Origin of the sequence: Streptomyces goshikiensis, from assembly GCF_014650555.1 — a bacterium.
GTDB classification, from domain to species: Bacteria; Actinomycetota; Actinomycetes; order Streptomycetales; family Streptomycetaceae; genus Streptomyces; species Streptomyces goshikiensis.
In genome coordinates, this window is the sequence record NZ_BMVE01000019.1 from 100573 (window position 1) to 122719 (window position 22147).

General features: G+C 72.7%; 19 protein-coding genes. 11 read left to right on the plus strand and 8 right to left on the minus strand.

Annotated features, from left to right (window positions below; all coding sequences use genetic code 11):
* Positions 1 to 18 precede the first annotated feature (18 nt).
* Positions 19 to 927 carry an allantoinase PuuE gene (gene puuE / locus IE248_RS34460; protein WP_190032773.1) on the minus strand — a complete coding sequence of 303 codons (909 nt, stop codon included), beginning with the start codon at positions 925 to 927 and terminating at the stop codon, positions 19 to 21.
* Between the two features lie 367 nt (positions 928 to 1294).
* On the opposite strand from puuE, the gene IE248_RS34465 reads away from it, so the two are divergent.
* The 5 genes from IE248_RS34465 to IE248_RS34485 are packed head-to-tail and all read left to right on the plus strand — an operon-like array spanning position 1295 to position 5713.
* Positions 1295 to 2923 carry a sensor histidine kinase gene (locus tag IE248_RS34465; RefSeq protein ID WP_190032774.1) on the plus strand — a complete coding sequence of 543 codons (1629 nt, stop codon included), beginning with the start codon at positions 1295 to 1297 and terminating at the stop codon, positions 2921 to 2923.
* 28 nt (positions 2924 to 2951) lie between these two features.
* Entirely contained in the window at positions 2952 to 3338 is a 387-nt protein-coding gene (locus IE248_RS34470) for a roadblock/LC7 domain-containing protein (RefSeq protein ID WP_174261790.1), read from the plus strand.
* Entirely contained in the window at positions 3335 to 3694 is a 360-nt protein-coding gene (locus tag IE248_RS34475; protein WP_008735527.1) for a DUF742 domain-containing protein, read from the plus strand. The genes IE248_RS34470 and IE248_RS34475 overlap by 4 nt, the downstream gene beginning before the upstream one ends.
* Entirely contained in the window at positions 3675 to 4295 is a 621-nt protein-coding gene (locus tag IE248_RS34480; protein WP_190032775.1) for a GTP-binding protein, read from the plus strand. Before IE248_RS34475 ends, IE248_RS34480 begins: the two co-directional genes overlap by 20 nt.
* Positions 4292 to 5713, plus strand: a complete 1422-nt coding sequence (locus IE248_RS34485) for a cytochrome P450 (protein ID WP_229895736.1) — start codon at positions 4292 to 4294, stop codon at positions 5711 to 5713. Before IE248_RS34480 ends, IE248_RS34485 begins: the two co-directional genes overlap by 4 nt.
* A 59-nt stretch (positions 5714 to 5772) precedes the next feature.
* On the opposite strand, the gene IE248_RS34490 is transcribed toward IE248_RS34485, so the two are convergent.
* From IE248_RS34490 to IE248_RS34500, 3 genes are all read right to left on the minus strand, one after another.
* Entirely contained in the window at positions 5773 to 6876 is a 1104-nt protein-coding gene (locus IE248_RS34490; protein ID WP_229895737.1) for a terpene synthase family protein, read from the minus strand.
* Positions 6876 to 7724, minus strand: coding sequence for an SAM-dependent methyltransferase (locus IE248_RS34495; protein ID WP_190032777.1), 849 nt, complete (start codon positions 7722 to 7724; stop codon positions 6876 to 6878). The genes IE248_RS34490 and IE248_RS34495 overlap by 1 nt, the downstream gene beginning before the upstream one ends.
* A 293-nt stretch (positions 7725 to 8017) precedes the next feature.
* A complete protein-coding gene (locus IE248_RS34500; RefSeq protein WP_190032778.1) occupies positions 8018 to 9484 on the minus strand; it encodes an APC family permease in 1467 nt (488 codons plus the stop codon).
* A 741-nt stretch (positions 9485 to 10225) separates the two neighbouring features.
* Between IE248_RS34500 and lanKC the strand changes: the two genes are divergently transcribed.
* From lanKC to IE248_RS34520, 4 genes are all read left to right on the plus strand, one after another.
* Positions 10226 to 12838: a class III lanthionine synthetase LanKC gene (lanKC, locus tag IE248_RS34505; protein ID WP_190032779.1), complete on the plus strand. Its 2613-nt coding sequence runs from the start codon at positions 10226 to 10228 to the stop codon at positions 12836 to 12838.
* 74 nt (positions 12839 to 12912) lie between these two features.
* The gene (locus tag IE248_RS34510; RefSeq protein ID WP_086025341.1) at positions 12913 to 13050 is read left to right on the plus strand and encodes a SapB/AmfS family lanthipeptide; all 138 of its coding nucleotides are present in this window, start codon (positions 12913 to 12915) and stop codon (positions 13048 to 13050) included.
* A 185-nt stretch (positions 13051 to 13235) separates the two neighbouring features.
* The gene (locus IE248_RS34515) at positions 13236 to 15023 is read left to right on the plus strand and encodes an ABC transporter ATP-binding protein (protein ID WP_190032780.1); all 1788 of its coding nucleotides are present in this window, start codon (positions 13236 to 13238) and stop codon (positions 15021 to 15023) included.
* A gap of 94 nt (positions 15024 to 15117) precedes the next feature.
* Positions 15118 to 16404 carry an NAD(P)/FAD-dependent oxidoreductase gene (locus IE248_RS34520; RefSeq protein ID WP_190032781.1) on the plus strand — a complete coding sequence of 429 codons (1287 nt, stop codon included), beginning with the start codon at positions 15118 to 15120 and terminating at the stop codon, positions 16402 to 16404.
* A gap of 68 nt (positions 16405 to 16472) precedes the next feature.
* On the opposite strand, the gene IE248_RS34525 is transcribed toward IE248_RS34520, so the two are convergent.
* Positions 16473 to 17030, minus strand: a complete 558-nt coding sequence (locus IE248_RS34525; RefSeq protein ID WP_190032782.1) for an RICIN domain-containing protein — start codon at positions 17028 to 17030, stop codon at positions 16473 to 16475.
* 258 nt (positions 17031 to 17288) lie between these two features.
* Here IE248_RS34525 and IE248_RS34530 point away from each other — a divergent pair, with 258 nt between their 5' ends.
* Positions 17289 to 18305 carry a helix-turn-helix domain-containing protein gene (locus IE248_RS34530; protein WP_190032783.1) on the plus strand — a complete coding sequence of 339 codons (1017 nt, stop codon included), beginning with the start codon at positions 17289 to 17291 and terminating at the stop codon, positions 18303 to 18305.
* Between the two features lie 190 nt (positions 18306 to 18495).
* On the plus strand, positions 18496 to 18699 hold the full coding sequence (locus IE248_RS34535; RefSeq protein ID WP_037796872.1) for a cold-shock protein: 204 nt from the start codon (positions 18496 to 18498) through the stop codon (positions 18697 to 18699).
* 84 nt (positions 18700 to 18783) lie between these two features.
* On the opposite strand, the gene IE248_RS34540 is transcribed toward IE248_RS34535, so the two are convergent.
* The 3 genes from IE248_RS34540 to IE248_RS34550 form a co-directional block, all read right to left on the minus strand.
* Positions 18784 to 19257, minus strand: a complete 474-nt coding sequence (locus tag IE248_RS34540; protein ID WP_190032784.1) for an RICIN domain-containing protein — start codon at positions 19255 to 19257, stop codon at positions 18784 to 18786.
* 13 nt (positions 19258 to 19270) lie between these two features.
* Positions 19271 to 20632 (minus strand): chymotrypsin family serine protease, encoded by a 1362-nt coding sequence (locus IE248_RS34545; RefSeq protein WP_190032785.1) that lies wholly within the window; start codon positions 20630 to 20632, stop codon positions 19271 to 19273.
* A gap of 115 nt (positions 20633 to 20747) precedes the next feature.
* Positions 20748 to 21731 carry a deaminase domain-containing protein gene (locus IE248_RS34550; RefSeq protein ID WP_190032786.1) on the minus strand — a complete coding sequence of 328 codons (984 nt, stop codon included), beginning with the start codon at positions 21729 to 21731 and terminating at the stop codon, positions 20748 to 20750.
* Positions 21732 to 22147: the final 416 nt, after the last annotated feature.

Consider the following 22147-nt stretch of genomic DNA (forward strand, 5'->3'; position numbering starts at 1 on the left):
GGGCCCCTGCCGGGGTGTTCAGCCTCGCGGCGGGTGGGTGGCCAGCCAGTGGCGCGCGATCTGTTCGCGCGTGGCGATCCAGGCTCCGCCGCGCCGCGCGACGTGCTTCAGGAAGCCGTCGAGCGCGCGGATCCGGCCCGGCCGGCCGATGATCCGGCAGTGCAGGCCGACGCTCATCATGCGGGGGCGGTCACCGCCCTCGGCGTGGAGCGCGTCGAAGGTGTCGATGAGGTAGGCGAGCATGTCGTCGGCGGTCGTGAAGCCGTGCACCAGCAGGAACTTGCAGTCGTTCGCGTCGAGGCTGTACGGCACCACGAGATGCGGGCGCCCGGCCGACTCGACGTAGAACGGCAGGTCGTCCGAGTAGTCGTCGGAGTCGTAGAGGAAGCCGCCTTCCGCCGCGACCAGCCGCCGGGTGTGGGGGCTCGTCCGGCCGGTGTACCAGCCGACGGGCCGGCGGCCGACGAGCCGCTCGATCGTCGCGATCGAGTACGCGATGTCCTCGCGCTCGGTGTCCTGCGGTACGTGGCGGTAGTCGATCCAGCGCCGGCCGTGGCTCGCCACCTCCCAGCCGGCCGCCCCCATCGCCCGTGCCGCGTCCGGGTTGCGCTCCAGGGCCCGCGCCACCGCGTAGACGGTCAGCGGCGCGCCGTGCGCCAAGAGCGTGCGGTGGACGCGCCAGAAACCGGCGCGCGATCCGTAGGCGAACATCGACTCGACGTTCAGGTCGCGCCCGCCGACCACGGGCGGCGCGCCGACGAGCTCGTGGAGGAAGCCCTCGGAGGCGGGGTCGCCCTCCAGGACGTTCTGCTCGCCGCCCTCCTCGTAGTTGAGGACGAGGCTCACGGCGACGCGGGCGCCGCCGGGCCAGGCGGCGTGCGGCGGCTCGGCGCCGTAACCGACGAGGTCGCGCTGGTGCTCGGACACGGGCCGCACCCTATCGCCGATCGGTCGCCGGAGGTGCCGGGGAACGCCGGGAGACGGGCGCGCGGCGCTATATCGAAATTCCACGGGGAATACCACCCCGGCAGAAAGGAGCGCGGCCGAAATCGCATCGGAATTCTGTGCGAATTTCGATGAGGGTGTAAGGGTCCGCACGTCTCCGACCTCCGCCTGAACCGTTGTTCGCCCTGCGCCGGTTCGATTCGGCGGCCCCTCGCCGCCCTTTCAATGGCGCGTAATGCATCCTCCGGTCCGATGAACTACAACGAAATCGCCCTTCAGGTCAGTTGGCCGTAGTTAGGCTCCCGCCCACCGGTCAGAAGATCCCTCAATCCATGGTTCGAGGAAGTCGATGGCGCAAGAAAACATTCCACCTGAAGTCCGCCGCCCGGAGGCTCCGGCCCACTGGCCGCTGCTGGTGATCGCGGCCGTCACCGCCGCCTGCGTGGCCGGAACGCTGTTTTCCTCCTCGGAACCGGTCGTCTTCGTCTGGACGGCCCTGGGCGCCTCCTGCACCGCCGCGGCGCTCGTCGAGGCCATGCGGCGCGGCCGCGCCGCGGCGGACGGGCGCGCCCGCGTCGCCGAACTCCGGCACGCCCTGTCCAGGCAGGAGGACGAGGCCGTCCGCCTCTCCGAGGTGGTGCTGACCGAGGCCATCGCCCGCCTGCGCAAGGGGGAGTTGCCCGAGGAGGTGCTGAACTCCGTGGCCGGTCGCGCGGGGCGCAGCGCCCGCTGGGGCTCGGACGGAGCCCTGACGCCGCGCTTCCGGACCGCTCTGCGGACCGTACTGGCCCGGGTGGTCGACGCCGTCGACAACGAGGAGAGCCTGCGCGACTCGGCCCAGCGGGCGTTCGTGAACATCGCCCGGCGCGTACAGGCGATCGTCCATCAGCAGGCGCACGAAATGCGGGAGATGGAGGAGCGGCACGGCCGCAATCCCGACGTGTTCGGCGACCTCCTGCGCCTCGACCACGGCACCGCCCTCGTCGGCCGGCTGGCGGATTCCATCTCGGTCCTGGGCGGGGCCCGCCCCGGCCGCCAGTGGAGCAGGGCCGTCACGCTGTACAGCGTCATGAGGGGCGCGATGTCGAGGATCATCGACTACCAGCGGGTCGAGCTCCACTCGGTCTCCGAGGTCGCCGTCGTGGGGCCCGTCGTCGAACCGCTGATCCACGCCCTGGCCGAACTGCTGGACAACGCCACGCGGTACTCGCCGCCGCACACCCGGGTCCACCTCACGGCCGTCGAGGTGCAGTCGGGAATCGCCGTGGAGATCGAGGACGGCGGCCTCAGCATGAGCGACGAGGCCCGCCGCCGGGCCGAGCGGCTGCTCGCGCAGGCACAGTCCGGCATCGACCTCAACGACCTCGGCGAGACGCCGAGGCTCGGGCTGGCGGTGGTGGGGCGCCTGGCGCAGGCGTACGGCTTCCAGGTCTCCCTGCGTTCCTCCGCGTACGGCGGCGTCCGCGCCGTCGTGATCGTCCCGCAGCACCTGATCACCACGGCCTCCGCCGCCACCGGCCTCGCCCACGGCATCGGTTCCTCCTCGGGGCCCCGGGTGGTGTCGCCCACCGCGCGCGAACACCCCGCCGACCACATGGCGTCCGGCGCGCCCGGAGCGTTCGGTGCCCCCGCCTCGGCCCGCCCGTCGACCTGGCCCGGTACGCCCGTGAGCCGGCCGGCGGCGCCGCCGGTGGCAGGGCCGATGCCGACGCCCATGCCGACGACCATGCCGACACCGCTTCCGGAGCCGACCGTCACCGGCGAAGGCACGCCGGTCACCTCGCGCACCGCCACCGGTCTGCCGCAACGGCGGCGGAAGGACCGTGCCATCACCTCCGACGTCTCTCCCGCCACAGCGCCGCTCCCGACGGCGGACGCAGGCCCCGGCATGTGGCTGGAGGCGTTCCACAGCGGACTGTCCGGCGCGCCCGGCCAGGACGGCGAGGGCGTGTCGGGTTCAGCGACCGAAGGGGCGTAACACAGTGATCACACAGCGAAGCAGCAGCATGGACTGGATGCTCAAGGACCTGGCCGTGGGAGTGCCGCAGACCCGGCACGTCATCGTGCTGTCCGCGGACGGCCTGTGCGTGGCCCAGTACGGGGCCGAGACCGACACCGCCGACCGGCTGGCGGCGGCCTGCGCCGGCCTGCAGAGCCTGGCCGGCGCCGTCGCCGCGGAACTGCCCCACTCCAAGGGCCGGATGCGGCTGGTCGTCATCGAGATGGACGGGGGCTTCTTCTACCTCATGGCCGCCGGTGACGGCTCCTACCTGGCCGTCCTCGCCGACGAGGGCGTCGACGCCGGACTGATGGGCGCGCAGATGCGCAATCTGGTGACCCGTCTGGGCGACCACCTGAGCACTCCGCCCCGACATGACGGGCAACCCGAGTGACCGAGCCGCCCGGAAGCTGGGAGGACGGCGGACCCGAACGGCTCTACGTCATCACGGGTGGGCGCAGCGAACCGTCCATCGCGACCCGGCTCGACCTCGTGAGCCTGGTGGTCGCCAGGGCGGCCGTCCGGCCCGAGATGCAGCCCGAGCAGGCGGCGATCCTGCGGATGTGCCAGGCACCCCTGGCCGTTGCCGAGATCGCCGCCCACGCGGGTCTGCCGGTGAGCGCGGTCATCGTGCTCGTCGCGGACCTGCTGGCCGCCCAGCACGTACACGTCCGGCCACCCGTTCCCGCCGCCCAGCTACCCGACCTTGCTCTGATCGAGGCAGTGATCGATGGACTTCAGAGACTCTGACGCACCCGCCGGGCCCCGCGGCGCGGACGTGCTCCCGCAGACGGCGGCCGCCGCCGTCAAGGTGGTCGTCGTCGGCGGCTTCGGCGTCGGCAAGACGACGATGGTGGGAGCGGTCAGCGAGATCAAACCGCTCACGACCGAGGAGACCATGACCCGCGCGGGCATAGGCGTGGACGACACCCGCGGCGTGACCCGCAAGACCACGACGACCGTCGCCATGGACTTCGGCCGCATCAGCATCAACGACGAACTCGTGCTCTACCTGTTCGGGACCCCGGGCCAGGAGCGCTTCTGGTTCCTGTGGCGGGGTCTCTTCGAAGGCGCGCTCGGCGCCATCGTGCTCCTCGACACCCGCCGGCTGGAGATCAGCTTCGACGTGATCGGCCGGCTGGAGGAGCGGGGCGTGCCCTTCGTCGTGGCCGTCAACTCCTTCCCCGGTGCCCCGGAGCACCCGGTCGAAGAACTGCGCGAGGCCCTCGACCTGCCGCCGGCGGTCCCGATCCTCGTGTGCGACGCCAGAAGGCGGGACTCGTCCCGCGATGTCCTGCTGACCCTCATGCGCTACCTGTACTCGCAGGCGGCAACCCAGGAGGCAATGTGAGTACCCGTCCCACCCCGCCGCCGGAGTGCCCGGCCCACGCCCCCGGCGCCGCGGGCGGCCTGCACCGGCTGCACGGACCGGAGGCGGAAGCCGACCCGATGGGGCTGTACGAGAAACTCCGTGCCGAGTACGGTCCGGTGGCCCCCGTACTGGTCAGCGGGGACCTTCCGGCCTGGCTGGTCCTCGGCCACCGCGAGAACCTGGACGTGGCGCGCACCCCGTCGCGGTTCGCCCGCGACCCGCGGGGCTGGCGGGACATGCGGGAGGGCAGGGTCCCGGCGGACACCCCGCTGGGTCCGATGGTGACCTGGGTGCCGGTGTGCAACTTCACGGACGGCCCCGTCCAGGAGCGGCTGCGCGGCGCCGTCGTGGAGTCCCTGGAGCGCTTCGACAAGCGCGGCATCCGCCGCTACGTGACGCGCTTCGCCAACCAGCTCGTCGACAGGATCGCCGGGGACGGGCACGCCGACCTGGTGGCCGCCTTCTCCGACCAGCTCCCCATGCTGGTGATGACGCAACTCGTCGGAGCCCCCGACGAACACGGACCCCTGCTGGTCAACGCGGCCCGCGACATGCTCCAGGGCACGGAGACGGCCCTGCAGAGCGACCGCTACGTCACCGTCACGCTGGAGCAGCTGGTCGCGGACCGGAAGGCCCAACCCGCCCGGGACCTCGCCTCGTGGCTGCTGGAACACCCGGCCAACCTGAGCGACACCGAGGTGCTCATGCACCTGCGCGTCGTGCTGATCGCGGCGTACGAGACCACCGCGAACCTGATCGCCAACACGCTGCGGACCGTGCTGACCGACCAGCGCTTCCGAGCCAGCCTCTCCGGCGGCCACATGACCCTGCCGGACGCCCTAGAGCAGGTCCTCTGGGACGAGCCGCCGATCAACACGATCATCGGGCGCTGGGCCACCGGGGACACCGTCCTCGGCGGCCGGCAGGTGAAGGCCGGCGACATGGTCCTGCTCGGGCTCGCCGCGGGCAACGCCGACCCCCAGATCAGGCCCGACGCGAACGCCTCCGTGCGGGGCAACCGTTCGCACCTCGCGTTCAGCAGCGGCCCGCACGAGTGCCCCGGCCAGGACATCGGCCGCGCGATCGCCGACACCGGCATCGAGGTGCTGCTCGACCGCCTCCCCGACGTACGGCTGGCGATCGACGCGAGTGAACTGAGGTGGCACGGCACCCTCATGTCGCGCCACCTGCTGTCACTGCCGGTACGGTTCGCCCCGCGCCCCGTCAAGGACGCCCAGCCGCAGCCGCATCCGTACCAGGAGCAGCCCGCGGCCCACCCGCCGGTCCCATCGGCTCTGCCGGCCCCGTTGGTCCCGCCGCAGCCGGCGGTCGCGCCCGCGCCGGCCGGCCACCGCCGCAAGGGCGGCTGGTGGCACCGGCTCCTCGGCCGCCGCTGACGCGGGCGCGCTTCGCCCCGGGGGCCCGCCCGGCACGGGCCGGGCCCCCGCGGTTCCTCTCAGGAGCGCAGGTGGGTCCACCACGAGGCGAGGGCCGGCAGATCCGGTGGCCCCGTCCCGGGGTCGGCGGGCAGATCGGAGTACCGGACCGCGAACCGCGCGTGCTCCAGGGGCAGGTGGTGGCGGTTGCGCGGGCTTGCATACCGAGGCGCCCGGCTCTGCCAGGTGATGCACCCGGCCACGTAGTGCTCCAGCGCCTCCAGCCGGCGCCGCAGCGGGGCGTCCGCCCCGGCCGCCAACTGCGCCCGGAGCGCGAGGAAGAGGACCATCACCCGATCGCGCAGGGCCACCGCCGCCGGTACCGCCCCGGCGGGCGGACAGTTCTCCTGGTGGGCGATGACGTTGATCAGATTCACCTCCCTCGGCACCAGGTGGTCGTCCTTGTCGTACGAGAAGAGGTCGTTGTCGGCGCTGACGACGAAACCCGCCGCGTCGGTCAGCGCCTCCAGCGCGGGGGAGTAGAGCACGTCCGCCGGCAACCGGATGTCCCGCGCTACATCCGACCAGGTCAGCGAGAAGCGGGTGCCGTTCGCCAGGGACCCCAGGGCCGCGAAGTCGTTCAGGGTCGGCATCACCCCGCTCTCCGCCCCCGCCGCCTGCCAGGCCGCCCCGAGCAGCCAGTCACGCGTCCCCTCGACGAACCTGCGCAGCTGGAAGGGGGTCAGGAGCGCGTGGGTACGGCGTACGAGGTCTGCCAGAGCGCGTGTCACGGCACTGTCGGGGAGCAGGGCCGCGCCCGGATCCTGGAGGGTGCGGACCAGTCGCGCGCCGTGGTCGACGACGGCCGCGGTCCGTACCTCGGCGGCGCCCGAGTCCTGCCAGTCGTCAATGGCGTTGGCCCAGTAGTTCCACTCGGTGAACAGCAGCAGGGCCTCCACGTCCCCCTCGGGAATGAGGCGGCAGGAGAAGTCGGCGCTGTGCGTGGCGAGCCCCCACGCCCGCTCCACCGGGTCCCGGTACAGGCCGAAGGCGTCCAGCCATTCGACCGCGCGGGCCTCCACCTGCTTCGCCTCGGGATGTACGAGGCCCTGCGGCAGCGGGCAGTAGAAGGCGGGCAGTCGCGGGCCGAGGCGGGAGGGCCGCGGGCGGTGTGCCGTGGCCATCAGCTCCCCCCGAGCCGGAAGAGCAGGAGCCGCGTCTCCAGGGCGTGATCGCGCCAGAGGCGGAAGAGCTTGCTGTGCGCGATCGTCGACTCGCCGAGCCGCTCCCGGGACCAGGAGCCGCCCCGGCCGCCCGCGCGCAGCCGGTCGAGTTCGGCGGTGTTCCAGGCCATGGACTGCAACCAGAACTCCGCCACCGCGTCGGTGACGTCCTCGTCCCGCTCCAGCCCGAAGCCGGCCGCCTCCGCCGCCGCCAGGTACTCCGTACGGGTGCCGAGCCGGGTTCTGTAGTAGCCGTCGACGAAGTCGCGCCACTCGGGCCGACACACGAAGTGCTCCTGGATGCCGAACCACCCGCCGGGCTTCAGCGCCTTCGCGACGACCTCGAAGAGCCGGGCCCGGTCGGTGTAGCCGCTGCTCTCGTTGGCGTACGCGGCGTCGTAGACCCGGGTGGCGTCCAGGTCGTGCACGTTCCCCGGGACGGCATCGACCTTGTCCTCGACGCCCGCCCGCCGCGCGAAGCCCTGGATGATCGGCACGTGCTCCGCCGCGACCGTGAGCCCCGTGACCGAGGCACCGTGTTCCTGCGCCCAGTACAGGGCGGCGCCCCCGAGACCGCAGCCGATGTCGAGCACCCGGCCGGGCGGCGCCTCGTACGCCTTCCAGGAACGGGCCGCGTGCTCGACTATTCGCTCCTGCGCGTCGACCAGGCGGCGTCCCAGCGTTCTCTGGGAAACCGTGACGTGCGGGGTGGCGTCGGCGGTGAACAGCCCCACATGGAAGTGGACGCGGGGGCCGGGGCCGTACTTCTGGAGGATGTCGCCCGTCTTGCGGCTGTAGTAGAGCCGCACCCGCTCCTCGTCGCTCTCGCCCCGGTCGCTTCCTAAGGACGATACGAATGGTGTGACGCTCACGTGGTGTCCGTCCCTCCGGGCCAGGGCCGGTTCCCGGGCAGGCGTAGCCGCTCTCGCCCGGCGCGCACCGGCATTCTGTTGAAGCACGGATCATCGTGGCACCTCGTGGGCGTCGCGTCAGCCCTCACGGACAGCTCAGGGCACGTAGGACGCAGAAGAATGCTTTTTGCGACATGCCGTACGACGAACAGGCGTTGGCCCCAGGCGTCCCGTGCGCATCCCGCGCCCCGTCAGTGACGGAAGGCGCTCTCGTCCCCCGGCTCGGACTCCAGCACCTCGCGGTCGAACGTCAGCATGCCGAGGAAGAACAGTCCTCCCAGCAGGAGCAGCCCGCCGACGATCACGACGGCGGTGAGCGCCTCCGCGGGCGTCACGAGGACGAACAGAGCGATGAGCGTCCACGCCAGCGCGCAGACCGCGACCGGCAGTTCGAGGCGGCCGAGGTCGAACGCGCCCTTCTGACGGGCCAGATGCCGACGGACCGTCAGGTAGAGGACGATCGTCGCACCGTAGATGAGGGCCGGGAGGATCGTGGAGGCCGTGATCAGCTCCAGAAGGGCGGCGCCCGGCAGCGCGATCATCAGGACGACCCCGATCCCGAGGACGAGCAGCGTCGCCGGGACGGGCGTCCGGGTACGGGGGCTGACCCGGCGCATCGTGCGGTGCGCGGGGAACCGGGAATCGCGCGACATCGCGTAGACGAGCCGGGAGCAGGCGGTCATCACCACGATCCCGGCGCCGAAGAAGGCGAAGGTGATGGCGACCAGCAGCGTCCTCTCCGCCACCGCACCGAAGCGGTCCCGCATGATCGCGGCGACCGGTGAGGCCTCGTGGCTGATGCGGGGGACGTCCTCGATCGCGAGGGTGAGGGTGATGAGGAAGAGCATGCCCAGGACCCCGGCCGCCACCACCGACCCCACGATCGCGCGCGGGACGCTGCGGTAGGGGTCCTTGGCCTCCTCGGCCAGGTTGGCGGCCGAGTCGAAGCCGACGAGCGTGGCGAGGCCCATGATCATGGCGAGCATCAGCCCGCCGCCGACGGCGAAGTAGCCGGGAGCGTGCTCGGTGATCCCCCGGGAGGTGAGGTTGGCCGTGGAGCCGTTGCCGGTGACGGCGACGACGATCACGAGGGCGATCGCCACCACCACGACGAGGGCGAGTTCGAGTCCGACGGCAGCCGAGTTGATCCAGCCGACCAGACGCGTGGAGGCGATGGCCAGCACGGCTTGGACGAGCAGCACCACCAGGGTGATGACGCGCGCGGTGTCCTCGTCCGCCGCGATGCCGGCGAGGGGCATGAACGCCTGACTGGCGAGGGCGTTGTCGATCGCGACCACCGCGATCGCCAGGTAGCAGAAGGTGAGCCAGCCGAACCACCAGCCCACCTTGGGATCGCCCAGCCGTGAGGCCCACTGGTACGAGGACCCGCTGAGCGGGATGCGGGCCGCGAACTGCGCGACCACCAGCGCCACCAGGCTCTGTCCCACCGCTGCGACGAGCCACAGCCAGATCCCGACCGGCCCCGCCGTCACCAGCACCTCGTCGAAGGTCGCGAAGATCCCGACCGCGACCGAGATGAAGGCGAAGGAGATCGCGAACACCTGGAAGGAGCCCAGGGTGCGCTTCAGCTCCTGTCGGTACCCTCCCGCCTCGACGGCGCTCTCGCTGTCCGGCCCCTCCGTCGGAGCTTGCGTCACTGCGGCCACCTCACTGTTTCTTCAGGCCCCGACCAGTATCACCTTTGGGGTGCTCCATCACCTTTGCGGCATTCGGTACGAGCCCGTTCTGTCACCCCTCCGGGGCGGACCGTTCTGCGGATTTCTTCGGACATCCATCCGTGCGTCGATCGTGGGGGCGTTCCGGGCCGCTCTCGGCGCGATCGCGCCCCACCGCCCCGAGGCCCTCCGCGGCGCGGATCGACGGGGACGGCCGGCCGGAGGGAGGGTGGTGACGGAGCGACTGCCGGGGCTGCCGGTGTGTTCCCCTTGCACACGCTCCCCATCCGTGCCGGCGCCGCCGGACGCGGCGGCCCCGGTCCCAGTGATCCATCCCGGTCGGAACGCCGACGATCCCCCGGCGCCGGCAGGGGACACGGCCGATCCGCGAGGGCCTGCGCGCGCCTGCCGCGCGCCACCGGCGCGCCACGGCGCGGGCCGTCACGCCTACCGGCCCGTACGCCTGCCGGGGAGCGTTCGCGTTGCGCAACTGCCGTGCGCGCGCCGTTGCGTGGGGCGAGGGAGGCCCTGAAACTCTGGTTTGTCGCACGGCGCCCGCCGAGAGGGGGGTGACCCCCAGGCCGCCGATCGTGCACAGCTCTCTCCTTCTTCTTCTCTTTCCCCTTCTTCTCGCTGACGTCTGACGTCTGGCTGCTGCCGCTCGCTGCTCGCTGCTCGCCGCCTGTCCGTCTCCGTGTATGTCCCCGCGTCCAGGAGTCTTCGATGGACAACCAGTACGAGGCCTACACCTTCGCCGATCCGCTCTTCTACGAATCCCCGCGACGCTGGGGTGCACAGGAGGAGTTCGAGGCCGCCACCCGCCCCCTGCCGGCAGGCTGGGAACGCGGCGACCTGGAGATGTGGTCCGTGGTGCGCCCCGCGGGCGTCGTCCTGCCGGACCAGGGATGGAAGATCCACGTGTCCTCGTGCGCGGCGGACGCCGAAGCCGTGCTGGAGGCGCTCCACGCCTACTGCCTGAGCGAACGCATCACCTTCAAGTTCCTGCGCGGCCTGCCCATCCTCCAAGTACAGAACTCCAAATACGCCCCGCGCGGCTCCAGCGGCAAGTTCTGTACGGTCTACCCCGTCGACGACGCGGAACTGGAGCGATGTCTCGACGGCCTGGGCACCCTGCTCGCGGGCCGGCGCGGACCGTACATCCTCAGCGACGCGCGCTGGGAACAAGGCCCCCTCTACCTCCGTTACGGCGGCTTCGTCGAACGCCATTGCCGCGACGCCGCCGGTGAGCGCGTCCTCGCCCTCGCCGGACCAGACGGCGCTCTGGTGCCGGACGTACGCGGGGCGGGGTTCTCCGTGCCCGACTGGGCGCCGGTGCCCGACTGCATCGCTCCCGCCGTCGCGGCCCGCCGCGCCACCCGCGGACCGGACCTGCCGTACACGGTGGAGCGCGTCCTGCACTTCTCCAACGCGGGCGGCGTCTACCTCGCCCGGCGCGCGGAGGGCGATCCGCCGGTCGTACTGAAGGAGGCGCGGCCCTACGCGGGCCTGGACCAGCGCGGAGTGGACGCCGTCACCCGGCTGCGCCACGAGCACGAGGTGCTGACCCGGCTGGCGGGCATCCCCGGCGTCCCCGCGCTCCCCGGCGGCGACCCGGCCGTTCCCGGCGAGCAGAGCCTGTTCAGCGTGTGGGAACACGAGTTCCTCGCGCAGGAACACATCGACGGGCAGTCCCTCAGCCAGTGGCTGACCGGCCACTACCCGTTGATCCACCCCGACCCCGACCCCCAGACCGTCGCCGAGTACACCCAGGAGGCCCTGGGGCTGGTGGAGCGAATAGAAAGGACGCTGGCCGCCATCCACGCCCGCGGCATAGTCTTCGGGGACCTCCATCCCCGCAACCTCATCGTCCGGCCGGACGGCGAGATATGTTTCATCGACTTCGAACTCGCCAGTCCCGCGGACGCCTTCGTCCGGCCGGCCCTCGGCGCGGCGGGCTTCACCGCACCGGCCGGCTACAGCGGCTCCGACATCGACCACTACGGCCTGTCCGCCATCCGGCTCTGGCTGTTCCTCCCTCTGGTCCAGCTCACCGCCCTGGATCCGGCCAAGGCGGACGAGCTCGCGGACGTCATCGAGCGCCGCTTCCCAGTGCCCTCCGGCTACACGGAGCCCATCCGCCGGATGATCGCCGCCCCGCCCGCCCCCGCCCCGCCCGCCACCCGGACCGCCCGCCCCGGCATCGGCCACGGCCGGGAAGCGGCCCACGCCCTGCTCACCGCCACCCCGGCCGACTGGCCGCGGCTGCGCGACTCGCTGGCCGAGGGCATCACGGCGATGGCCACCCCGGACCGGACGGACCGTCTCTTCCCCGGGGACGTCGCCCAGTTCCGGCACGGCGGCCTCGGCATCGCCCACGGAGCGGCCGGCGTGCTCTACGCCCTGCACACCACGGGCGCCGAGGTGCGCGAGGAACACGTCCGCTGGCTCGTGGACGCCTCCCGCACCCGGATCACCGCCCCCGGCCTGTACTTCGGCGGACACGGCGTGGCCCACGTCCTGGACCTGCTGGGCGAACGCGAGGCGGCCCTCGCCCTGCTGCGGAGCCTGGAGGCGGTACGGGAGGAGTCCACCGGCCCGTCCCTGGCCACCGGCGCCCCCGGCATCAGCCTGACGCTCCTGCACTTCGCCTCCGTCACGGGCGAGGCACGGCTGCTGGACGAGGCACTCGCCCTCGCCCAGGGAGCCGCCGACACCCTGGAGAAGAACGGCCGCACCGACGGACGCCGGCCCGCCGGCCTCCTGGCCGGAGCCTCGGGAGCGGCCCTCGCCCTGATCCGCCTGTACGAGCACACCGGCGACGGCGCCCTGCTGGAGCGCGCCCGCACCCTGCTGGAACTCGACCTCGACCGCTGCCTCACCGTCGCGGACGGCACCACCCAGGTCGTCGACGGCCGGCGCGTGCTCCCGTACGTCGAAACCGGCAGCGCGGGCATCGGCCTCGTCCTGAACGCGCTCCTCGCGCACCTCCCCGACAGCCCGGCGGTGTCGTACGAGCCGAGCATCCGCCGGGCCGCCGAACCGGAGTTCATCATCCAGCCCGGACTCTTCAACGGGCGCGCCGGCCTGATCGGCTACCTGGCCCTCACCGCGGCCCGCGCGGACGCGCGGCACACCGGGCCCGGGCACACCGCGGCCCTCCTGGACCGCCACCGCGCCCTGCTGGCCCTCCACCAGATCACCTACCAGGGGCACCTCGCCTTCCCGGGAGACCAGTTGCTGCGGCTCTCCGCAGACCTGGCGACCGGCGCCGCCGGGGTACTGCTGGCCCTCGGCACGGCCCTGGGCGGCACCCCCTTCCTGCCCTGGACAGGGTGACAGGCGCTTCTCGCGCCCCCACATACCCCCGGCCGCCGGCCGGGTTCTCCACCGCTCACCGAAGGAGATCAGTCATGGCGATCCTCGACCTGCAGACCCTGGAGCTCCCCGAGACCGAGGCGCACCCGATCGACGACACCCTGGCGAGCACCAGCTCGCTGAGCGTCCTCAACTGCGGCACCAGCACGGTCAGCACGCTCGTCTGCCTCTGACCGCCGCCCCGCCGCCCCTGAGGGGGCGGTAGCACCGCCGCACCGCACGAAACCGGCCGGGCCACAGCCGTACCAGGGCCCGGCCGGCCCTCCGGGCCGGAGCGCACGCCGCTCCGGCCCGGGCTCGTGCCACGGGCCACCACCGTTCGCCCCACCGTTCGCCCGCACCAGCAGGAGGGTTCTTCGTGGCCGACCAGACCGCAGGCACCGTACGTCCGGCACGCGGCCACGACACCAGCCGCACCGCACCGGCCACGGTACGGCTGCGCCACGAACTCGGCGCGGAACCGGGCCGGTTGTCGGCCGCGATCCTGTTCGCCCTCGTCGCCACCGGGGCCACCCTCGCCCTGCCCCTGTTCGTACAAGAAGTGATCACGGACCTCTCCGGCAGCCGCCCCCCGCGCGCCCACGTCGTCATGATGTGCGCCGCCGCCGTGGGCGGAGCCGTGACCCAGGCGCTCTCCGGTTTCCTGCTCGCCCGTGTCGGCGAACGCCTGGCCTGCCGCGTGCGCATCCGCATCATGGAGTACAGCCTGCGCCTGCCCCTGGGGGTGGTGAAGGCCCAGGGCACCGGCGATCTCGCCGCCCGCGTCACCTCGGACGCGCTCCTGCTGCGCCAAGTCGTCGACATCGCCACCCAGTTGCCCCTGGCCGCGCTGACCGTGGCGGCGACCCTGGCGGTCATGGTGTGGATCGACTGGGTGCTCACCCTCGTCACGGTCGGCGCACTGGCCGTGCTGACCGTGCTCATCCTGCTGATCCTGCGGCGGATGAAGGACAACGTCAGCGGACAGCAGGTCGCCATCGGGCAGATCGCCCAGCGCTTCACCGCGAACCTGGACGCGCTCACCACCATCAAGGCGTACCGGGCCGAGGCCCTGGCGGCCGGAGCCCTCGCCGCCGACGCGGAGCGGCTGCGGGCCGTGTCCCTGGAAGGCGCCCGGCTCGGCGCGATGATCCCGGCCGTGCTGTCCCTGGGGAACCAGTTCGCGATGATCGCGGTGATCCTGACCGGCGGGGCCCGGCTCGCCGCCGGGGACCTGAGCATCGCCGCCTTCACGGCCTTCCTCCTGTACCTCCTCCAGACCATCCCCTACGTGAGCACCCTCGCCACCGGCTTCGGCCGGCTGCAAGCCGGCCTGGCCGCCCGGGACCGGTGCAACGAACTGCTGCTGCTGGCACCGGAGACCGACCCGGCGGGCGCCGCACTGGACCCGCCGACCCCGCTGCCGGACGCACCGTCCGTGATCTTCCGGTCCGTGTCCTACACCCACCCCGGCGCGGACGAAGCCGCCCTGCGCGGCATCTCCTTCAGCACCGCGCGCACCGGGCTGACCGCGGTCGTGGGCCCCTCCGGCGCGGGGAAGAGCACCACGCTCTCCCTGATCGACCGGTTCATCCGGCCCTCGTCCGGCTCCATCACCGTCCTCGGCCACGACACCCGCCACTGGCCCCTGGACGCCCTGCGGGCCCGGATCGCCTACGTGGACCAGGAGTTCACCCTGCTGGAGGCGACCGCCCGGGAGAACCTCCAGCTCGGCCGGGACGGACGGGCCAGCGACGCCGAACTGGCGGCGGCCCTCGACGCGGTCGGCCTCGCCGAGGACATCACACGGCTCCCGCAGGGCCTCGACACGCCGCTCGGCCGGGAATCCGACCTCTCCGGCGGGCAGCGCCAGCGGATGGCCCTGGCCCGCGCCCTGCTCTCGGACGCCGACATCGTCCTCCTCGACGAACCGACCAGCCAGCTCGACGGCCTCAACGAGCAGCGGTTCCGCGCCGTCGTCTCGGACCTGGCGGCCACCCGGGCGGTCATCGTCGTCGCCCACAGGCTGTCCACGGTGCAGGAGGCCCGCCACGTCATCATGATGAGCGACGGCGCGGTCCTCGACGCGGGGGACCACCCCACCCTGCTGCGACGCTGCGTCCCCTACCGGGCCCTCGTCGCCAGCCAGTCGGTCGCCGCCCGCTGAGCCGAACGGCGTACGGGGCCCGCGGTGCATCCCCGGCGCCCGTACCCTCCGAAGGAGGGGGTGAGACACGACGTCGACCCCTGCGGAGGCCTTCATGAACGGCGCGGACGCGCAGAGCCCGGTGATCGTGGTGGGAGCCGGACTCGCCGGGCTGACCTGCGCACTGGACCTGGTCCGGGCGGGGCTGCCGGTGCGGGTCCTGGAGGCGGCCGACGAGGTGGGGGGCCGGGTGCGCACCGACCGCCGCGACGGCTTCCTGCTGGACCGCGGGTTCCAGGTCTTCAACACCTCCTACCCCCAGGTCAAGCGCCGCATCGAGCTGGCCCGGCTGAGGCTGAGACCCTTCACGCCCGGCGTCCTGATCCACACGGCGGAGGGAGGCCGGCTCAGGTTCACCGACCCGACCCGGCGCCCCTCGGACGCCCTCGCGCTCCTGACCGGCAAGCAGGATCGGGGGCCGGGGCCGGGGCCGGGGCAGGGGCAGGGTCCCGGGCCGCTCGCGCTGGCCGCCCTGGGACCGCTGTGCGCCCTCGACCTCCTCGCCCCGCCCCGGCTCCTCAAGCGGCTGCCCGAGCTCACCACCCGCGAGGAACTCGCCCGCTGGCGGGTGCCCGACCGCGTCGTGGACGGCTTCCTGCGCCCCTTCCTGGCCGGGGTGTTCCTGGAGGACGACCTGGACACCTCCAGCAGGATGTTCCACCTGACCTGGCGCAGCATGCTGCGCGGAACCCTCACGCTGCCCGCCGACGGCATGGGCGCGGTGCCCCGGCAGCTCGCCGAGGACCTCCCGCCCGGCTGCGTGGAACGCGCGAGCCCGGTGGCGGCGCTCTCCGCGGCCGGGGTGACCTTCGCCGACGGCAGCGCGGCCGAGGCCCGCGCGGTGGTCGTCGCCACGGACGCGGCGGCCGCCCGCTCCCTCGTACCCGGACTGCCGGCCGTGGCGACCCGCACGGTCACCACGTACCACCACGCCGCCACCCGCTCCCCACTGCGCGAGCCGACGCTCCTGCTCGACGCGCGACGGCGGATCCTGAACACCTGCGTCCTGACGGAGGTCGCGCCGACCTACTCCGCCGACGGCCGCGCGCTGATCTCCACCTCCGTCCTCGGAACGGACGCGCCGGGACGCGAGGCCGCCCTGCGCGAGGTCCTCGCCGAGCTCTACGCGACCGGCACGCGGGACTGGGAACGCGTGGGCACGACCACGGTCGCCGGGGCGCTGCCCGCCATGGTCCCGCCGTGGCCGCTGAGCCGGACCGGCCGCACCGCCTCCGGCGTCTACGTGTGCGGCGACCACCGGGCCACCGGCTCCGTACAGGGGGCGATGGCTTCGGGGACCCGGACCGCCCGCGAGCTCCTCGCCGACCTCAGGAGGCCATGAGGCCGGACGGCCGGACGGCCGGACTTCCGGGCCGGACCGCTCCCGGCCCGGCCCCGGCGCCGGGCTGGTCAGCGGTTGGACCAGAGCTGGCCGGGCGCCCCCGTGCAGGGCATCTGGCGCACCTCGCGGCGGCTGCCGGACGGCATGCCCGCGTCCTCCAGGCACAGGCCGGACACACGGTTCTTGACGGTGGCACTGGAGCCGTTCCAGCCGAAGTCCCAGCGCTGGCCCTGGGAGTAGTTGCAGACCCGCTGGACGATGGTGGCCCCCGCTTCCAGGCCGGACGGTTCCAGGCACAGGTTCGAGACGTGCGCCGGCTTCAGGTCGACCGAGGGGTCACCGAGGACGGTGTCGCTCCAGAACTCCTGGTGGAGCTCCTCCTTGCAGTTGAACTGCTGGAGCAGGCCGTACTCGTAGCGGGAGGCGCCGCGGATGTCGAGGCACTTGCCGGTGGCGACGTTGGCGTACTGGAACCTGTACGCCGTCATGGTGACGGCTCCGGTGGCGGCGGTATCGGGGGATTCGGCGGGCTTCGCCTGGGCGGGCGCGGCCAGCACGGTGGCGGCCGACAGGACCGCGGCGGCGACGACTGCGGCACGGACGGCGGACGAGCGCGGGGATCGCATGGTCGGGTGTTCTCCTCACCTGGTGATCGGGCGGCCGGACGGCGCGCCGTCCGGGGGACGGGCGGCCGCGGTGTGCGTTCCGGCTTCGGCCGTCAGTCTTCCGGGGCGCCGCGATCGGGGTCGAAGCCCTTCGACGTCCCTCGAATCCGGACATCCGCACCGCCCGCGCGGTGCCATCCGGCCAGAAGTTCCGCCGCCGGGCCACCGCGTCCCGCCCGCCGACTAGCGTGCGGCGCGGCCGACCCCGGGAGAACGACGGTGCTGCGGATCCACCTCACCCCTGACGACCTGGCCCGCGTGCGCATCGCACCGGCCCCCGACCCGCTCGCCGAGACGATCCTCAGCCTGCCCGTCCTCCAGAGCCGCGATCGGGGCGGCGCAGGACTGGACGGCTGGCGTGAACGCACCCGCAGGGCGCTCCTGCCCGGGATGCGCCCCGTGCTCGAACTTGCCCCGGCCCGGCCGGACGAGTACGTGCCCGAGGCGTTCCTGCACGCCGTGACGGCCACCCTCGCGGACAGCCTCGACCACACCTGGTCCCTGGCACGCCGCCAGTGGACGGCCGACCTGCACGCCACCGAGGTGCTGCGGCCCGATGCCCCCGACTGGATCCGCCGGCTCCACGCGGGGGAGCGGGAGTGGAGCGGGATCGTCCACAGCGCGGTCGAGCGCTACCACGCCGTGGCCGTGGCCCCGTACTGGTCCCAGCTGCTGGCCGCCGCCCACGCCGACCGCACCCGGCGGGCGCTGGCCGCGGCCGACACCGGGACCGGCGGGCTGCTCGCCTCGCTGCACCCCGAGATCCGCTGGGATCCGCCGGTACTGTCCGTGCCCTGCGCGTTCGACACGGATCTGGAGCCCGCGGGCCGCGGGCTGGACCTCGTACCGACCTTCTTCTGGCCGCGGCCCCTGGCGCTGCTCGACAACGCCGAACCGGAACGGCCGCTCGTACTGCGCTACCCCCTCGCCCGCGACCTCGCCACCTACCGGTCCGTCTGGGCGGCGGCCGCGCCCACCGGGCCGGACGGCGCGCTCGCCGCGCTGCTGGGCACCACCCGCGCCCGTACGCTCCAGGCCGCGGCGGTGCCGGCCGGTACGGCCGAGCTCGCGCGCCGCACCGGCACCTCCCCGGCCACCGCGAGCCACCACGCGTCGGTCCTGCGCGCCGCGGGCCTGCTCACCACCGAACGGGACGGGTCCGGCGTCCGCCACGCACTGACTCCGATGGGGCGGGCGCTGCTCCAGGATCACGCCCTGCCACCGCCATCCGCCTGACCACCCGAAAATCAGTGATCGTCGCTCTCTGGTGACGGGCCGTCCCGGCGTGTAGCGTCAGCGTCAGCTGTCGTGGTTCGCAGTCCCTGCCCGCGCCCTGGCGTGGGCGTTCTGCTGTGTGGTGCCGGACCAGGACGATCACCTCCGGGGCCGCGCGGTGCGGCCCTGACATCGACTGAGAGGCACGGACATGGCCAGCGGAATCGTGAAGTGGTTCAACTCCGAAAAGGGCTTCGGCTTCATCCAGCAGGACGGCGGCGGTCCCGACGTCTTCGCGCACTACTCCAACATCAACTCCACGGGGTACCGCGAGCTGCAGGAGGGCCAGGCGGTGACCTTCGACGTCACCCAGGGCCAGAAGGGCCCGCAGGCGGAGAACATCACGGTCGCCTGACCCGCGACCCCATCGTGTGACGAGGCTCCCGGGGCACGCCCCGGGAGCCTCGCCCCGGTCACAGTGGTCCCGGGGTTTCCGGCGTCACATGCTCCAGTGCTGGTAGGGGTTGGTGTCCCCGTACTGGTGCACGTACGCGTTGCCCTTGGCGTCGGAGTCGAGGGCCTTCCTGTTCTGGTGGTTCAGCAGCGTGTAGGCGTTGCCGTTCACGTTCCACTGCTCCCACCACTGCTTGACGTCCCCCGAGTTGCAGGCGACGGCGGCAACACTGTCGTTGCCCACCCCCTTGCCCGTGATACACAGACCCGTCTTGCTGCTCTGCAGCATCACGCCCATGGGGCCCTCGTGGAGGTACCAGTGCTGGTACGGGTTGTCCGAGCCGCAGCCCTTCGTGTAGATCTTGCCGCCGAAGTCGCCGTCGAGGCACAGCCCGGTCTGTACGTTCCTGAGCGCGACGGCGCCGCGCCCCGCGGGAGCGGCGGACGCAGAGGCGGGTACCGCCACCGCGGTCGCGCAGGCGAGGGCGAGCAGTCCGATGAGGCCGGTCGTCTTCTTCATCTGGATCTCCTGATCAGTTGGCGATCCGCATGCCGGGATGCTGGTTCAGCACGTCGGGCACGTCGGTGACGTAGATGTGGCGGTAACACTCCACCGGGGAGTTGTTCGCCGCCGGGTTGCTGCAGGTCTCGGTCTTCGCCCCGATGACCCCGGCACTGATGAGGCCCCTGGCCACCACGCTGCCGTCCAGGTTGCGGCTGAAGACGGGACCGCCGCTGTCACCCTTCATGGCGGTGAAGCCGCCACCCGTGTTCTTCAGGGTGTAGACCTCGGTGCCGGTGCTGAACTCCTTGTACCGGGTGAAGTGCTTGCCCTCGGCGACCTTGAGGTTGCAGACCTCGCCCGAGAGGGACCCCGAGACGCACAGGTACTCGCCCACGTAGGAGTGGGCCGCGCGGTTCACGTTCAGCAGCTGCTGGGACTGGCGGTAGACCGGCTGGCCGGACCAGATCGTGTAGTTGTGCAGGAATCCGCCGTGCGTGGGGATCAGCTCGGTGTCGTACCTCTCCGAACGGTCCGACACCGGGCCCAGCTTGATGTCCTGGTCGCCGGCGTACCACGTCTTGCCGGCCTCGCTGCAGTGCGCGGCCGTCATCAGGTAGTCCAGACCCCGCTGGGGCCAGGTGACGACGAAGCCCGACGTGCAGATCGGCCCGCCCTTGTAGCGCTGCCGCAGCAGCATCCCGCCGGAATGCAGGGGCGCGTCCTGCTCGCGGGACTCCAGCGGGGCCGGAGCCCCGGTCACCGTGCCGGTCCACGGCACCGGCGGCTCGGCGGTCCGGGCCCGCCCGTTCCCGCTGTTCGTGTCGTTCGCGCGCAGCGGCTCGCCCTCGACCAGGAGCCCCGATCCGTCGGACCGGGCACCGGCCGAGTGCACGCTGGTCAGCTGCCCGTCGATGGTCAGCGACCGCCCCATGAGACTGGCCGCCGCCTCCCTCAGCTCGCTCCTGTTGTACGGCGCGGAGCGCAGCTCCACCCGTACGCCCTTGGCCCGCTGGGGCGCCACGGCCGCCTCGACCTGCTCCTCGCCGCCCTTGTGGTACAGGGTCACCGACCGGTCCTCGACGGACACGGTCAGGGAGGTGAAGGCCGGCGAATCGCCGAGCGCGCCCTCGATGGCGCCGGCAGCCTCGCTCAGGGGCAGCTGAGCGGCGGCCAGCTCGCCCCAGGACGCGAACCCCGCGGGCGGCGAGCCTGCGGGGGCCGCGGGGGAGGGCGCCGGACCGGTGGAGCGGGCGGAGGCCTGCGGGCCGGCCACGAAGGCCGCCGCCGCGACGAGGACCGCCACCGCCCCGTAGGCCACGGGCCGCCGGGGGCGGCGGGGAGACGGCGCGGAGGGCAGCGCTGTGAGCTGGGGTAACGGTGAACTACGCACGAGCTTCCTTTCGGGTGGTCGGCTTGCCCACCAACCTCCCACCCCTGGCCAACGGCCCCCTAACGCCCGGCTAACGGCGCTCCGTCCAACGCCCCGCGCGGCCCCCGAGCCCGCGTCAGCGGCTCGCGGCGAAGACCTTCAGCCAGCCGCCGCCCGGCTGCCCGGTGGCATCGGCGTACCCGTGACCGGCGGCGTGCGCGGCCGCGGCCGGGTAGGCCACCTCGACCCGTACCTTCGGGAAGTCCGCGACGAACGCCGCGACCGCCGCCCGGCCGGCCTGCCCGGGACCCCGCTCACAGCTGAGCGCCACGGTGCCCTGGTCGATGCCCTGGATCCAGCGCCGGAACGACTGCGGACGCATCCGCTGGCCGGGGGCCAACTGGTCGCTGATGGAACGCGCCACCGTGTCCAGCGCGGCGGCCACCTCGTCGAGCGGTACCGCGGTGACCTTCGGCGCCGGGTACAGGTACGGGGCGTGGGGCTGCTGGTCGATCGCGGTCGCCGTCCCGCGGAACCGGTCGCCGTCCGGCCCGGCGACCTTGACGTCGAAGGTCGCGGTGGCCGCCGCCACCGGATCGCCGGGGTAGGCCTTCACCCACTGGCCGTCCCCGCGCTGCGCGGCGTCACCGATGCCGTAGTTCCCGTACAGGCCGTCACCGGCCGGGATCAGGGCCGCCGAACCGCCGCCGCGCAGGGCGTTGCGGTAGCGGACCTGGACGGCGAGGGTCGGGAAGTCCACCCGGAAGTCCTTGATCACCGACCGGCAGGAGTGGCACGGCCCCATGTCGGAGTACAGGTCGACCGTCCCCCTGCGCACGGCACGGATCCGCGCCCGGTACTGCGCGGTGCTCCGGCACCCCAAGTGGCGGTAGATCTCGTCCGCGAGGAGGTTCACGACCTGCCGCTCGGCGTCCTTGCGGTGCTGGATCCCCTTCAGGGCGCCGGTCCACTCCGCCGGTTCGGGCAGGTCCTGGTAGTGGTTGTCCCCGCGCAGCGCCCGGTGTGAGACGCTCTCGACCTCCCCTTCGAGGTCCGGGTACCCGATGAAGGCGATCGAGTACCGCAGGCTCGCCCTGTTCACATACGCGGGCGTGGTCATGCGCACCCCTCTCAGTCCCGGCGTACCGCGCGACCGCCCCACACGGCCGAATCCCTCGCCGTACCCCTGGCTCCACAGGGTGTCGCAGCGGGATAAACGAACGTTCAACGCGCCCGGAGCCGTCGCGCGAGCGCACATGTTCGGCCACGGAAGGTGAGATCCGGGCCTCCTGCGGGTGAGGCGTCCCATAGGACCCACGTCACATACGAGCAGGTCTAGTAGCCCCCGTTCCGCCCGTAACGGCGCCCGAGGGCGGACCGGACTCGGGTCTCCCGGCCCCCTGCTCCGATGTCGGCTAGTAACGGGGGTCGTTGCCAGGGCAGCGGTCGGCTGGCTAACTGGGTGATGTCGCCGGGCGGCACGGGTGTTTCACCCGGAGCCCGCGGATCCCCTCTCCACCCGTGTGAGTGGTTCAC

Bases quoted from the DNA above. Each gene is read 5' to 3' on its own strand.
- IE248_RS34465 (WP_190032774.1), top strand. From the start codon at position 1,295: ATGGCGCAAGAAAACATTCCACCTGAAGTCCGCCGCCCGGAGGCTCCG.
- IE248_RS34470 (WP_174261790.1), top strand. From the start codon at position 2,952: ATGGACTGGATGCTCAAGGACCTGGCCGTGGGAGTGCCGCAGACCCGG.
- IE248_RS34480 (WP_190032775.1), top strand. From the start codon at position 3,675: ATGGACTTCAGAGACTCTGACGCACCCGCCGGGCCCCGCGGCGCGGAC.
- IE248_RS34490 (WP_229895737.1), bottom strand. From the start codon at position 6,876: ATGGCCACGGCACACCGCCCGCGGCCCTCCCGCCTCGGCCCGCGACTG.
- lanKC (WP_190032779.1), top strand. From the start codon at position 10,226: ATGGACAACCAGTACGAGGCCTACACCTTCGCCGATCCGCTCTTCTAC.
- IE248_RS34510 (WP_086025341.1), top strand. From the start codon at position 12,913: ATGGCGATCCTCGACCTGCAGACCCTGGAGCTCCCCGAGACCGAGGCG.
- IE248_RS34520 (WP_190032781.1), top strand. From the start codon at position 15,118: ATGAACGGCGCGGACGCGCAGAGCCCGGTGATCGTGGTGGGAGCCGGA.
- IE248_RS34525 (WP_190032782.1), bottom strand. From the start codon at position 17,030: ATGCGATCCCCGCGCTCGTCCGCCGTCCGTGCCGCAGTCGTCGCCGCC.
- IE248_RS34535 (WP_037796872.1), top strand. From the start codon at position 18,496: ATGGCCAGCGGAATCGTGAAGTGGTTCAACTCCGAAAAGGGCTTCGGC.
- IE248_RS34540 (WP_190032784.1), bottom strand. From the start codon at position 19,257: ATGAAGAAGACGACCGGCCTCATCGGACTGCTCGCCCTCGCCTGCGCG.
- IE248_RS34550 (WP_190032786.1), bottom strand. From the start codon at position 21,731: ATGACCACGCCCGCGTATGTGAACAGGGCGAGCCTGCGGTACTCGATC.